The 13475-nt window shown below is 37.3% G+C and carries 11 protein-coding genes; 5 read left to right on the top strand and 6 right to left on the bottom strand.

The genetic code is table 11. The features are described from left to right. Positions 1-553 precede the first annotated feature (553 nt). The 4 genes from GQR56_RS21690 to GQR56_RS04800 all read right to left on the bottom strand — a co-directional run bounded on the left by GQR56_RS21690 (position 554) and on the right by GQR56_RS04800 (position 5598). Positions 554-706, bottom strand: coding sequence for a hypothetical protein (locus tag GQR56_RS21690; RefSeq protein ID WP_166109275.1), 153 nt, complete (start codon positions 704-706; stop codon positions 554-556). A 181-nt stretch (positions 707-887) separates the two neighbouring features. Next, positions 888-1556 carry a hypothetical protein gene (locus GQR56_RS04810; protein WP_166109330.1) on the bottom strand — a complete coding sequence of 223 codons (669 nt, stop codon included), beginning with the start codon at positions 1554-1556 and terminating at the stop codon, positions 888-890. Between the two features lie 717 nt (positions 1557-2273). Next, positions 2274-3059 carry a type 1 glutamine amidotransferase domain-containing protein gene (locus GQR56_RS04805; protein ID WP_166109329.1) on the bottom strand — a complete coding sequence of 262 codons (786 nt, stop codon included), beginning with the start codon at positions 3057-3059 and terminating at the stop codon, positions 2274-2276. A 631-nt stretch (positions 3060-3690) separates the two neighbouring features. Further along, entirely contained in the window at positions 3691-5598 is a 1908-nt protein-coding gene (locus GQR56_RS04800; RefSeq protein WP_166109328.1) for a beta-ketoacyl synthase, read from the bottom strand. Positions 5599-5724: 126 nt separating this feature from the next. On the opposite strand from GQR56_RS04800, the gene GQR56_RS04795 reads away from it, so the two are divergent. Further along, the gene (locus GQR56_RS04795) at positions 5725-6735 is read left to right on the top strand and encodes a helix-turn-helix domain-containing protein (RefSeq protein ID WP_166109327.1); all 1011 of its coding nucleotides are present in this window, start codon (positions 5725-5727) and stop codon (positions 6733-6735) included. Positions 6736-6829: 94 nt separating this feature from the next. Beyond that, positions 6830-8062, top strand: coding sequence for an EAL domain-containing protein (locus GQR56_RS04790; protein WP_166109326.1), 1233 nt, complete (start codon positions 6830-6832; stop codon positions 8060-8062). A gap of 72 nt (positions 8063-8134) precedes the next feature. Here the strand turns inward: GQR56_RS04790 and GQR56_RS04785 are convergent, their stop codons facing one another. Then, the gene (locus tag GQR56_RS04785) at positions 8135-8767 is read right to left on the bottom strand and encodes a YwqG family protein (RefSeq protein ID WP_346775745.1); all 633 of its coding nucleotides are present in this window, start codon (positions 8765-8767) and stop codon (positions 8135-8137) included. 347 nt (positions 8768-9114) lie between these two features. On the opposite strand from GQR56_RS04785, the gene GQR56_RS04780 reads away from it, so the two are divergent. Beyond that, positions 9115-9912 carry a hypothetical protein gene (locus GQR56_RS04780; RefSeq protein ID WP_166109325.1) on the top strand — a complete coding sequence of 266 codons (798 nt, stop codon included), beginning with the start codon at positions 9115-9117 and terminating at the stop codon, positions 9910-9912. A 6-nt stretch (positions 9913-9918) separates the two neighbouring features. On the opposite strand, the gene GQR56_RS04775 is transcribed toward GQR56_RS04780, so the two are convergent. Further along, a complete protein-coding gene (locus GQR56_RS04775) occupies positions 9919-10323 on the bottom strand; it encodes a GFA family protein (protein WP_166109324.1) in 405 nt (134 codons plus the stop codon). A 210-nt stretch (positions 10324-10533) separates the two neighbouring features. Between GQR56_RS04775 and GQR56_RS04770 the strand changes: the two genes are divergently transcribed. Beyond that, positions 10534-11370 (top strand): hypothetical protein, encoded by an 837-nt coding sequence (locus tag GQR56_RS04770; RefSeq protein ID WP_166109323.1) that lies wholly within the window; start codon positions 10534-10536, stop codon positions 11368-11370. A 140-nt stretch (positions 11371-11510) separates the two neighbouring features. Continuing rightward, positions 11511-13358 carry an ABC transporter ATP-binding protein gene (locus tag GQR56_RS04765; RefSeq protein WP_166109322.1) on the top strand — a complete coding sequence of 616 codons (1848 nt, stop codon included), beginning with the start codon at positions 11511-11513 and terminating at the stop codon, positions 13356-13358. Positions 13359-13475 lie beyond the last annotated feature (117 nt).

The following is a 13475-nucleotide window of genomic DNA, read 5'->3' as shown; positions in this document are numbered from 1 at the left end:
CTTCGAAAAGTTTGGTTATAAAATAAAGCTGAAAATTTTTTCAGAAGCACTCAAACAATTAAATAAGGATTGCCGTGAGTGCTTGTAGCTTATTAGCAATTGTGGGGATCCCTCAGGATTTGACCCCATTTGCTTTGACCCCATTTGCTTTCATTGGAAAGCCTTGCTAGGCGAAAAAGACGAACTAAACTAGACAGCCACTTTAATTATATAAGCTAAACCACCCCATAAAATCTACTTTTTAGGTTAAGAGCTTCCCTTTTCTACTGGGTTACTTTCATTTAACCCATTAAATAAGCCATTATCACTGTTAAATCTAAATTACACGCATGGTAATAACTGCATGTTGCAGTATTAACTTTTTACTGAGTCGTTTAAGTTTTATGCGGGTAGCTTTTCGCAGTTACTGATATTCGCTCGCCTTTTTCTATTTAAATTTTCACAGTAACTTGCTTGTGAGGCAGGTCTACTACCTACTGCGCCATGAATACGCGTGTAAATTGGGTTGTAAACTTTAATCCGTTTTTTGGAGATATATTTACTCTTGCTAGTATTAAGGATGGGTGCCACTGCAATTTTCGTAAGACTTATCTGTAAAACGGTCTTCACCACATAAAAATGCACGGCGTACGCAGCGTGAAATACAGTGGTAGTGTTTTGTATCAACCAAACTTACTTGTCGTTTTCTTCCATGGCAATAAGACACGCTGCTTGTTTTTTATACTAAGCAAAATTTAGCCTTTAACTTCAGAAAGTGAAAAAATTTAGGATGGGTGTCACTGAAATTTTCGTCTTTCTTATTAGTGTTAAATATTGTGAAATTTTAAGTGTTGTTAAGTAGTTTCAATATAAACTTAGCAGTGTTTAAAAACTTAATATTGCGTTGATTATTTCACCTCTACTTTTACAGACTTTATGTACCATGAATCATAGTTTTTCGAGGTTGTATCAAAGGTCGTTATTGAAAAAGAACCCGAGTCCAAAGGTGAAATGCTATATTTTATACCACCTAATGTAGGTAAAGGTCTATCTGCGAAGTAGTTCTTAGATGATGCTAGCTTTTGCGCTATTGGAGGGAAGTGATTGATTTTATAGTCTCGGCTGGTTCCATCTTTATGGTTGATAGTAATTATAATTTCTTTGATCCAGTATTTATCTGAGCCATTGTAGATTGAGCCTTTAAATGTATTTCCGTCCATTATACCTTTTCCTGAAATACTAGCCTCAGATGCTGAAATAGTATTTGGTTGATTTTTCTTTAGCGTATTTACTGTCCTATTTACTTCGCTTGTCGCTTGCCCAATAACACTTGCTGCTGCTATTACTATACAAGTAACAGCAAAAACAGTTGTCTTGTTTGGCTTGTTTTCTCTTTTCATTGCTAATATTAAAAGAGCAGCAATTGATCCAAGGCTGATAGGGGGTATGAGCTGTCCTAAAATATAAACAAAATATAGATGGTTGATAGCAGCTGGTTTACCTTGAATAGGAATGGTTATAACTAATAAAGCAGCTACAAAGATACTTCCTGTAATTTTAATAAATCCATCAGACATAAAAGTTCCCTTTAAAGTATATGAAGTTGCATAAATTTGCTGTTCGCTATTAATTCGATCCAGAAAATCAAATATAAGTCTATTTTTACCGATGTTCAACTCAGTTTATATTACCTCTAGTTTTTAAATTTGTTTCAGAGGTAATGTTTTGAGATAGAAAAAGAGTTTTAGGTATATTACCTTAGTTTTGTATTTATTAAGTTTTTATTGTTCAGTTGATCATGTGTTAAATTCGATGATTTCATTTTATTATAAATAAAATCAATGTATTGCATTTTATTTCGGTCTTTTTTATTTGCTGTGTAGCAGTGTAAATTGAAAATGTGCAGAATCTACGATGTCCTTTTATCAAAATAGCCAAATTACATTCAGTCTGCTTTTTTTACCACTTGCTGTCATTCAAATAGAAAGTGGCAAAGGGCAAGACGCGACCCCATTGAGCTCCTCCTATCTATAAGTTTTTAATACAATTGATATGTGCGTGCCGCTCATTTTCATGAATATATGCGCAAAGACCAGTTTGACTAATTAGTTAACTAATATATTTAGTTAATCTCAATGACTGGTTATCGCTGTGAGTTGAACTCACAGCCATAAGCGGTCGGTCAGGAGTTATAATGTCTTAAATCAAGGTTTAAAGCCAAAGGGGTCAAATCTTGACATCATACATCAAAATTATTGACCGTCCGCTTCTCGCTGTGCATTCATCAGTTAAACTCACAGCTCTTTGCCGAAGTTCGTCGAAGTGCTGCTTTTAAACTTGTTTAACATTATCATTTCTTTTGCAACGAGAGCAGCTGAAGGTAGAAACATTGTGGATATAATCCGTTGATCTGTTATAACCGCATGCTTATCTTTTAGTGTCTGCTTATTTTGAGCTATAGCGCCATTTTCATTAAGTTGACTTTCAATAAGAAATGGTAAGAGAGTTCCTTGCTTCGCCCACGATTTAGAGGTTTCAGTGGAATTAGGAAAGCTAGCTACTTTTTTCCCTTTAACCAAAAATTGCCCATTAGATAAGGTAACGTTAGCTATACCTGCAGATCCATGACCACCAACACCAACAATACCGTGAGACTCATATATGCGGCTTATAATGGAATGAATTGCCTTGTTATCTGCCACATCAAACATTACACCGTAGCCACCACCAATAAATACCCCCCAATAGTCATTAGGATCTATTTGAGTTGGTGAAAATGAGTTGTTAGCCTTTTCTAAGAAGCCTTCATATTTGATGGTATAACTACTTATACCCAAAGGATCCATCATAAACTCAACGTTTCCACCTTTCGGTGATACGAAGTCGACTTCAAAACCATGACTAACAAAAACATGATATGGAGGAGCAAATTCCCATAAATTATTTCTAGCGTCATGCTTTTCAGGATCTCCCATATCTACCTTGTTCGATGCTATGATTAGTACTTTCTTAGTTGGCTCTGCCATAGCATTTGTTACAAGCAAGAGAGCTGACAGTAAAATACTGGTTAAATATTTCATTATTTTCCTGATTAGTTAATTAAAATCATTACTTAGACGATCAAAGTGAGTGAAAGGTTTAAATACTCAAATATCCTGTGCACTTAACAATTTAATAGTGCACCCATCCTGCACTTTTCTACTGATTCACGATCAGAGAATGTAACCCAAGATATTGGTGTGAAAGGTGTCACCGCCATAGATTGAGGTAACTGTTTCAACTGTCAGCGTTCCGTGGTTTTGTTTTTGCTTTTGTTTTTGATAAGTTCGGCGTGAGCATTTAACGCCTGAAGTATGAATATAATAAATAGTCTCGTAGTGTATTTTCGACGTTTTGATAATTAATACTTACCCTACTATTGCGAAAAAACTGAATCGGATATGTGGCGAGTAATAAAGCTTGTTTAACAGTGCTTGAGCCAGTGAATTTTTAAACGAATTAGAGTGGGTAAATAGGTATGTTTGTGGAGCCACTGAGGGTCTGCTTTTAGGGTGAAGTCTGTACTTGCTCTGTACCGATTCCAATTTTTAATAACTATGTCAACGCTACATCCCAGCAAATAAGAGGGTTTAGTGTTTTGTAGAAGTGCATACGTAATTTTAGACATTAAAAAAGGCGCTTAAAAAGCGCCTTGCCAACAAGAATGTGTGCTTAAAACATATCTTGGTAGGAATTTGTTGTACTAAACGTAATTGCTTTTTCAAAGCCTGGTAGTTGTATGCTTTGCTCATCAATTACAATGTCGTTATCGTCAATTAAACCATCACCAAAGCGGTAAATTAGTTCGTACTGACCTAAATCGGCTTGCGCTTTATATGTTTGTTGAGCTGCTTTTACAGTCTCGGTTTTACTAGCATAACTACTCATAACACTATCGCCATGGCGTTTAGCAAGCATTTGCATTGTCACTTTTGGTGACAGCACTGTAGCCGTTGCATTATTGCCGCCAAAACCTTTTGAATTGATGAAAGCAATATCCATATCTTCACATTTGTAGTGAGCATTTCGAATATCAAGATGATCGCTGTAAACATCATCAGCCACTTTATCTATTGTGGTAATACCTGGCATAATATTATGGCTAAATACACCTAAAGCAATTGCTAACTGGTCGCCGCTTGCCGGTGCAATAGTATGACCAACGTATGCTTTTGGTGCTGTTACTTTCCAATTATCAATAGCAAACGTTTGTGCCACTTTATGATATATCAGCGACTCTGTTACACGATTTAATGGTGTACTTGAGCCATGCGCCAAAATAAAGCTGCGTTCTTGCAGCGCTTCTTTACCTAAAAGCGTTGTTGCTAAAGCTGCCGATTTAGCCATTGTTATGTAGTTACCAGGCCCTGGTGACGTAATTGATTTTTTAATACCATCAGCATTGACAAATACATCAGGTACGCAGCCTAAAATATCAGCTCCTAACTCAAGTGCTAATGCGTCATCCATTAAAATAGTAACTTGAGCGCCTTCGCCTAAAGTAAAGCCACAGTTTTCACCAAATGGACGACTACTTTTACGATAATCTGGTTCATCATCATGCGATAAATTATCTAAACGACGTAAGCCTTCAACGTTTGCAAGCGCACTCATATTACCAAAACCCTCAATAACTTCTGGGGTAATAGCACATTCCACACTTGCTACAATAGCAACACGTGTACGCCCTGCCTGTATATCGTTAACTGCTGCGCGTAAGTTATATAAAAACGTGGCACACGCGCCCGACGTAGAAAACGTAGTACCTACGTTGCCAGTTACGTAAGCATTAATAAAGTCTGTCGACATGGTATTTAAGCCAAGCGCTAATTGCTTAGTGCTTACACGTTCGCCTTGTTGGCGTGCTTTAATTAACCCGCCTAATCCTTTATCGTCAACTTGACCAATAACCGACGCTGAATAAGTACCAATTTTATCTGGCTCTACACTATTCATTATGTGCTGCCAATCAAGCCCTGTTGATTTAATGGCATCGGTAGCTGCAAAAATAGTTGCTTGTAAACCACGTGGTTGATAACGACTGTTATACATAACAGATGGATCAAACCCTGTAGGAAACTGCCCTGCTGACTTAATAGGGTTATCACGAGTTGAATCGTGCTTAACATCTATATCAGCGGCAATAGTTACTTTAACTTTTTTTCCTTCAAGCTCTTCAACTACCCAACTAGCTGGAACCGGTGTTGGTAAGTCGCGAGCACGGGTTTCAAATACAATGGCGTTGTCGTTTGATGCATTAAGCGTCATTTTTTGCTGCCATGGTGTAGCGTCAGCATCAAAGTGCTCTTTTTCGATTTTACGAATAAGCGTACCAGCAATAATTTGCTCACCAAAGCGTTCTTCAATATCGCTTTGCTCAACAATATTACCTTGAGAGTCTTGTAGTTGACCATTTACAACGCTTACTAAGTTCATCAGTGTGGCGAGGCCTAAAAATGTTTCACTGCGATCTTTTGCGTTTAAAGTGTCTAACACGATACGACGATAACCTTGATGAAAAGAAGTACGACCAGCGGCGTTAATACCACCCATGCCGACTATAACGGGTAATGCTGTCATAATTTGCCTTTAAAAACGTGTTATAAGAAGATGAAGCCAGTTTAAATGGATTACTCTCCATACATTGTGCTTTAATAGCCAAATATTAAGCATAAAAAGCCAAACAATACTGGTCGGAGCATCTAAATGGGTATTAAGCACATCAATCCCGCATTAAACATTGCCATTGCCGTTTATCCGCATTTATTAATTACTAGCTTAACATTGCCTATAGAAATGCTCAGAGCCGGTGAGGCATTTGCAAAAGGACATAGTGATAAGCAAAATTTTAGACCACTTGCTATAAATTTAGTCGCCAAAAGTAATGATTCAATAAGCAGCCAAGCAGGGCTTGCTATTATTCCCGATTGCACCACCAGCACGGCTCCTTATAGCGATTTAATTATTGTGCCTGGTATATGGCGAAACCCACGTCCTGTTGTGCAAACAAATAAAAGCGTGGTTGATTGGTTAAATAAGAGCTTTAAAGATGGCAGCCATATTATTGGGGTGGGTACTGGCAACTGTTTAATTGCAGAATCAGGTTTACTTGATGGGCACCCTGCTACAACTCATTGGCATTATGCAAATCAATTTAGTCGCGATTATCCGCAAGTACGCCTAAAGCCAGATTTTTTTATAACTCAATCAGAACGTATGTATACTGTTGCCAGCTTAAACGCGCTTGCCGATGTGATCGTACATATTATTAGTCAATACTATGGAAAAGCTGCCGCACAACACGTTGAACGAAACTTCTCCCACGAAATACGCAAACCTTACGAAGATCAACGCTATCTTGAGGGTGCAGTTGACCGCCATCCTGACGAGCTTATTGCCCAAATTCAGTTTTGGTTAAAAACCAATTTAGCCACCGAACTAAACCTGCAAGAAGTAGCAGCACAATTTAGTTTAAGCTATCGTACATTTACCCGCCGTTTTAGAGTTGCAACTAATCAAAGCCCAATAGAATACTGGCAACAACTACGTGTTGAGGGTGCTAAAGAATTACTAGCATCATCTAACTTATCAATTCAAGAAGTGGCACTTGAAGTTGGCTACAACGATCAAGGGCATTTAACCCGTGTGTTTAAAAAGGTGTTAAGCCAAACCCCGAGTGCTTACAGAAAAGTGGTGAGAAGAAAATTATTTGGTTAATCTGACTTTAGAGTGCACAACATTGGCGCTTTTCTATATATAAATTATAATATTATCTATTAAATGCCATAAATACTGATAACTAGGTAATTGCATGAATGAAACATTAGGTAATCACCTTTTTGATCTAAAAGATGATACATCTATAGACTCTAAACTATCAAAATTACTCTCTCTTGTGCGTAAACATTTAAATATGGAAGTTGCTTTTATTTCGCAGTTTATCGAAAACGAACGTGTTTTTAAATTTGTCGATAATCAAACTTCAAACACCGCTGTACAAGTTGGAAATGCCGATATTATGTGTGAAACATACTGTCAAAAGATTGCCGATAATAAATTAAGCTCAGTTATTAAAGACACGCACACCCATCCTATAACTAAAGTGATGCCGGTTACCGAAAGGTTAAATATTGGCTCCTATATTGGCGTGCCTATTATTCTTTCATGCGGGGGGGTATACGGGACTTTTTGTTGCTATAAGTCAGACTTAGATGACAGCCTAAATGACAGAGACTTATCTTTTTTAAGGCTTATACCAGAAATAGCCACTGAATTAATTGAGAAAAAAATTTATAGCGATATGTTACACCACGATGCAAAGTCGGCTATACAAAACGTAATTGAAACAAACAACATTACTACTTATTTTCAGCCTATATTTAATTTAATAACGAATAAGTTATCTGGTTATGAAGCCCTGTCACGGTTTTTTATTGAGCCTTATAAAACCCCCGACATTTGGTTTAAAGAAGCCTCTGAACTTTGCTTGGGTGAATCGCTTGAAATGCTTGCAATTAAAAACACCCTCAGTTGTATGCATAAATTTAATGACGCACCGTATATTGCAATTAACACCTCGCCACAGCATATTTTAACAGGTGCGCTTGCAAAAACATTACAGCACGCTGATTGCAGCAGAATAATACTTGAAGTAACAGAGCATTCACCAATATTAGATTACCAAGCAATGCGCGATGCACTTAAACCACTAAGAGACAGAGGAGTAAAATTAGCAATAGATGATGTTGGGGCTGGTTTTTCGTCGTTTCAACATATTTTAGAGCTCGAAGCCGACATAATTAAACTTGATATAAGCCTAACTCAAAATATAAATAAAGATCGCCGAAAATTTTTACTCGCAAAAGCACTGTGTGGCTTTGCTAAAGCAATAAATTGTTCCATCGTTGCCGAAGGAATAGAAACACAAGAAGAAATAACGGCTTTAAGAAAACTCGGAGTAGATAACGCCCAAGGCTACTTTATTGGTCGCCCTGCAGCTATAGATGATGCATTGATATATCAGACACACATTTTATCGTATTAAACGCCACTATTAAGTGGCGTATTATACGTTTGTTGTCTTTGCTATAAATTTACCATAACGCTTAAATACAATTTAACCGGCATCAGATTTTAAGCAACTAAAGTCTTTATTAAGCAGTTTGTCTTTTTCAATAAAAACCATAAGCTTATCTCCATCATGCCAGCACCAATCAAGTTCAGAATTAGACATTAACGTAATGAGTGACATCCACTCCCCTCCATTAGGCGTTGGGTCATACCCTAATGTGCAATATGAAGGGTAACCAAGTAAGTAATCATCACTAAAAACACCTCCATACGACAACTCAAATAAAAGTTCAGGATCAAACGGCCAATCATTTCTTAATTCTTCATACCTAGGAACATCCACTCCATTGGTAAAACTGATTTTTTTTGATAAAGCTGAGGTATTTATGTTTGTATAATCAATAAAGTCTTTTGTGCTCTCCCAGTAAAACCCTTTTATATAATCTTCACTTTGCCAAAATATTTCACCATTTTCATCATAAGCATAAAAAAGCGAAAGCATACCTGTTTTTGGAAGGTCTGCAGGCCCATTTTGTATTTCGTCAAAGTTTATTTGCCCTAAAAAAAGATATTCACCTTTATCATGAGTGGGCCAAATAAAATTGTTGGGTAAAAATGGGGTGCCTCCAAACCGGCTTTCTTGGCCTGAGCTTTTTTCTAAACCACTTAATAGTTTTATATCAATACAAGGTAAGGTGATTTTTTCAATATATTCGAGGTACTCGTCAAAGCCGTCTCTATATTTAAAAAAGCGTTTAAATCATCTGGTTTCATTTTGCTTCCTTTGCATTTAGTACATTTAAATTATGTTTCCAGTAAATATATGTTTTATAAAAATAACACTAGCAACACTGAATATTGAGCCTACTGTAAACTCACTTCTGCCACAAATAAAACAAAGCAATACCTTTACTAACTACGCATTACACCAAAAAATAAAATTACAAACATTGTTATATATTAATCTGTATAAATACATGACTTTCGTGGCACACTACTGTTGTGTTTATATAAAAAGTTTAAGTTATGCGCCAATTAAAAGAAGATACAATTAAAAGTAATCTTATTGAATCGCAGCAAAGTGCATTTGGTCCCGTATGCGTGTATCAAAACGAAGGGTATCGGTGGCTAACACTTGCACAAAAAACAAGTGAAGATATAACCATTCAAGGCGTTATGAACCTCACGCAACCGGAGCAAGTAATCGTTCCTATAAACCAATGTATGCTGCTATTTTTACTTAAACCTGTAAATACATTAAACATACTAAATTTAGGCCTAGGCACAGCGGGATTTGAGCGGATTATGTATTACTTACAAAATAATACGCCATATATAAATGCTATAAATACATTTAATACGGTAGAAATAAACCCACATATTGCTGCAATTGCTGCACAGCACTTTAACTTACCAAATAATCACAGCACTTATTTACAATGCGCTGAGCAATATATATCTCAATGCACTGATCACTTTAACGTAATCACTATTGATATTTTTAGTGGTGAATATCACCTGCCTTTTTTAACCAGTGATAACTTTTGGCAAAACATAAATCGGTGCAGTGAACAAAGTACCCAAGTAATCGTTAATTTAAACCCGCAAACAGGTCAAGAGCTACAAATGCTTTTAGTACTGCTAAGGCGGCATTTTAAATGCTTGGCACTAATAGAGTTTAACGAATACAAAAATATAGTACTTGTGTTAAGCCAGCATACGTTAATGCACATAAACGTTGATGAAATACAAAACTCACCTGTGTTTATAAATTTTGCGCCAACCCTTTATAAAAGTATTAACAGCATTTACCACATTGAATAAAGCGGGTTACCGACTAGGTTCGTGTTTTTCATAGCACGGTAAGCTTGTTTCTAGCTGCTCCCAGTTAGCCTTTGACGTAACAAAGTTATGCGATAATACTTGCTCAGTAATATCGCTATCGAGTATTCCTAAACGAATTCGTATTCTGCTTTTGTCATCATTGTTGCTACTGTAAACCGGCGAGCCACAACACTTACAAAAGTAACGAGTGCGCCCTGGTTTAAAACTAAATTCACTAAGTAGTGCTTGCCCTTTGGTTATTGTAAAGTCATCTGTATTTACAAAGCCATTGGTTGCAAATGCAGTCCCACTATTTTTTCTGCAAAGTGAGCAATGACAATGAATAATGCTGGTTATACTACCCGACACTTCAACGCTTACTTCACCGCACAAACACGAACCCGTATACATAAAACGTCCTAATAATTTAAACTCAGCTAAAGCTTGCCGAGCTGATTGAATGCAAAGGTTATATTACATTTTCAAGCTCTATCAAACCATACCTATTGCTTTAATGATTGACATAAAAACATTAAATTGGTTACATAACCTTTACTTTAAAGTTATAGCCAAAACAATAATTGGTTAACCAAAAACACCTAAACTTACTGAGAGCCAATTATGCATTTTAAACACACGTTACTTTTATGTTTGTTAAGCACGTTAGCGTCGTGTTCAACCATTTCTAAAAACACGTCAAACAAATGGCTGCTTATTGATAATTTTGAAAACTCACTTAACGACTGGCAAAGTGTTGATACACAAAATGAAACTAAGCCACAGGTTAAAAACCCACAAATAACAGTTATACAACCAGAACAAGCAACTGAATCCACAAATCATTATTTACTAAAAAAGCCCGCACGCGAGGGCATTGTTGGTAATCGCAAGGCACTCTCTTATAAAAAGCTCCCACAAGTGGTTAAAGTGGGGGAAACCTACACATTTTATATACGTATAAACGTGGCTGCTTTTCCTAATAACCATGCTTTTGGGTTGAGTAATCTTACTCCAGAGTTAATTAATAAACATGCTTACGATGCGTTTGAACCAACACTTCGCGTAACCGATAAAACAGAATCAAACGGTCTTGTAAACGATGGCGCATTAATGGTTAAAACCGACAGAGGATATAGCAATATTCAAAACTATGCTACCAAACAATCGGCCAAGCCACTGCAAACAAATACCTGGTACGACGTATGGTATGTTGTTAATAACGCAGCGGCGTCAGAGCAAGGTCAACAATACGATGTTTATGTAAAAGGCGGTGAATTTAGCAAGCAAACATTGGTGTATAAAAATGCACAATTTAGAATGAAGCGCGAACAACCGCTTATTTACTTTTTAGCTAACTGCAATACAGGTCCGGTTAAAAAGCCTTACGGTAATGGTGGTCTCAGATATGACGATTTATATATGAGCAAAGGAATAAACCTGAATAATCCAATGCTATAAAAACAAATAAAGCACTTTTTAAAGTATTAAATTATATTAATAACGCTCTACCATATTCACAATTAATACATTACAAACCTGCATTTAAAAATACTTAAATGGTATGATACCCACCATTATTTGCCATTTAAGTTTTTAAAATGTATCGATTATTTGAAAAAATGACAAAAGCATTTCCTGAGGATCAACCTACTCAGCCGCCTTCGACTTTATTTGCTTTTTGTCGTCACTACACCAAAGGAATGGAACTGTCGTTGGTGCTTATGTCTATCAGTGCCGCCATGCTCGCTATTTTAGAAGTCTCTTTATTTAGCTACATGGGTCAACTTGTTGATTGGTTAACGGCCTACACACCCGAAACCCTATTTGTAGAGCAAAAGTCAGAGCTTATCAAAATGGCTGTAGTGCTATTACTGGTATTGCCCGTAGTCGTATTTTTTCATTCTGCTATTTTGCACCAAGCATTACTGGGCAATTACCCTATGTCGATTCGCTGGTTAGCGCATCGTTATTTACTGCGCCAAAGTGTGAGCTTTTATCAAAATGAGTTTGCAGGAAGAATAGCCACCAAAGTATTGCAAACCTCTTTAGCCGTTCGCGAAACAGTGACCAAACTACTCGATGTATTAATGTATATTGTGGTTTATTTTGGCTCAATGGTATTTTTAGTTGCCGAAGCTGATTGGCGCTTAATGATCCCTTTATTAGTTTGGTTGGTTTTATACATTTGCGTACAGCTTTATTTTGTACCGCGCCTTAAAAGAATTGCCAGTTCACAAGCCGATGCGCGCTCAGAAATGACAGGTCGAATTGTTGATAGCTACACAAACATTTCTACAATTAAATTGTTTTCGTATACCCAACGTGAAGAACAATACGCAAAACAAAGCATGGATGTATTTTTGCAGCCTGTGTACAAACAAATGCGTTTGGTAACCAGCTTAAACTTTGTTATTCAAAGCTTAAATTATTTATTAGTATTTTCGGTTACCGCTGTATCACTTTATTTATGGTCGCTTAGTGCAATTAGCGCAGGTGCCATTGCAGTTGCTGTTAGTTTAGCGCTTAGATTAAACGGTATGGCGCAATGGATCATGTGGGAAATAAGCAGCTTGTTCGAAAACATTGGTACCGTAGCCGATGGCATGAAAACACTTTCAAACCCTATTGAAGTTGCCGATAAACCAAATGCCGATACGCTTAACGTAAGCCAAGGTGCCATTGAGTTTAGCAACGTACACTTTAACTACGGTAAAGCAGCAAACGAGACTAATCGCAGCCCAGTAATGGACGGTTTAAATTTAAACATTAAACCTGGCGAAAAAATTGGTTTAGTCGGCCGCTCTGGCGCAGGTAAATCAACGCTTGTTAACTTATTACTGCGTTTTTACGATACTGACTCAGGAACAATAAAAATTGATGGGCAAAACATCACAGATGTAAGCCAAGAAAGTCTACGCCGCTACATTGCAATGGTTACGCAAGACACTTCCCTGCTTCATCGCTCAGTAAAAGACAATATTTTGTACGGTCGTCCCGATGCAACACAAGCTGAAATGATCAACGCGACCAAACAAGCTAAAGCACTTGAGTTTATAAACGACTTAGTAGATAGCAAAGGTAACAAAGGCTTTGATGCACAGGTAGGCGAACGCGGTGTTACACTTTCGGGCGGACAACGCCAGCGTATTGCTATTGCACGTGTACTTCTTAAAAACGCTCCAATACTCATACTCGACGAAGCCACAAGCGCACTCGACTCAGAAGTAGAAGCAGCAATTCAGGCAAGCCTTGATGATTTAATGACGGGCAAAACAGTAATCGCGATAGCGCATAGGCTCTCAACCATTGCACAAATGGATAGATTAATTGTACTTGATGATGGCGGCGTGGTTGAGCAAGGCACTCATGAAGAACTAATCGCTAAAGGCGGGATTTACGCCGCTCTTTGGACTCACCAAACGGGTGGGTTTATAGGGATCGATTAATCGTATAGACCAAAACAGTTATAGCCACTATGTATTATAAAGTTTGGTTTTATCACTGCGCGATTATTTCACTCATCTTTTCGCTGTTGTCTCGTAATGCTTTAACGGCTAATTGAA

The organism is Pseudoalteromonas sp. Z9A5, assembly GCF_011378875.1.
GTDB lineage: Bacteria > Pseudomonadota > Gammaproteobacteria > Enterobacterales > Alteromonadaceae > Pseudoalteromonas.
Note: the sequence above shows the minus strand (reverse complement) of the source record. Positions and strands in the feature narration are given on the sequence as shown.

Bases quoted from the DNA above. Each gene is read 5' to 3' on its own strand.
- GQR56_RS04810 (WP_166109330.1), bottom strand. From the start codon at position 1,556: ATGTCTGATGGATTTATTAAAATTACAGGAAGTATCTTTGTAGCTGCT.
- GQR56_RS04805 (WP_166109329.1), bottom strand. From the start codon at position 3,059: ATGAAATATTTAACCAGTATTTTACTGTCAGCTCTCTTGCTTGTAACA.
- GQR56_RS04800 (WP_166109328.1), bottom strand. From the start codon at position 5,598: ATGACAGCATTACCCGTTATAGTCGGCATGGGTGGTATTAACGCCGCT.
- GQR56_RS04795 (WP_166109327.1), top strand. From the start codon at position 5,725: ATGGGTATTAAGCACATCAATCCCGCATTAAACATTGCCATTGCCGTT.
- GQR56_RS04790 (WP_166109326.1), top strand. From the start codon at position 6,830: ATGAATGAAACATTAGGTAATCACCTTTTTGATCTAAAAGATGATACA.
- GQR56_RS04780 (WP_166109325.1), top strand. From the start codon at position 9,115: ATGCGCCAATTAAAAGAAGATACAATTAAAAGTAATCTTATTGAATCG.
- GQR56_RS04775 (WP_166109324.1), bottom strand. From the start codon at position 10,323: ATGTATACGGGTTCGTGTTTGTGCGGTGAAGTAAGCGTTGAAGTGTCG.
- GQR56_RS04770 (WP_166109323.1), top strand. From the start codon at position 10,534: ATGCATTTTAAACACACGTTACTTTTATGTTTGTTAAGCACGTTAGCG.
- GQR56_RS04765 (WP_166109322.1), top strand. From the start codon at position 11,511: ATGTATCGATTATTTGAAAAAATGACAAAAGCATTTCCTGAGGATCAA.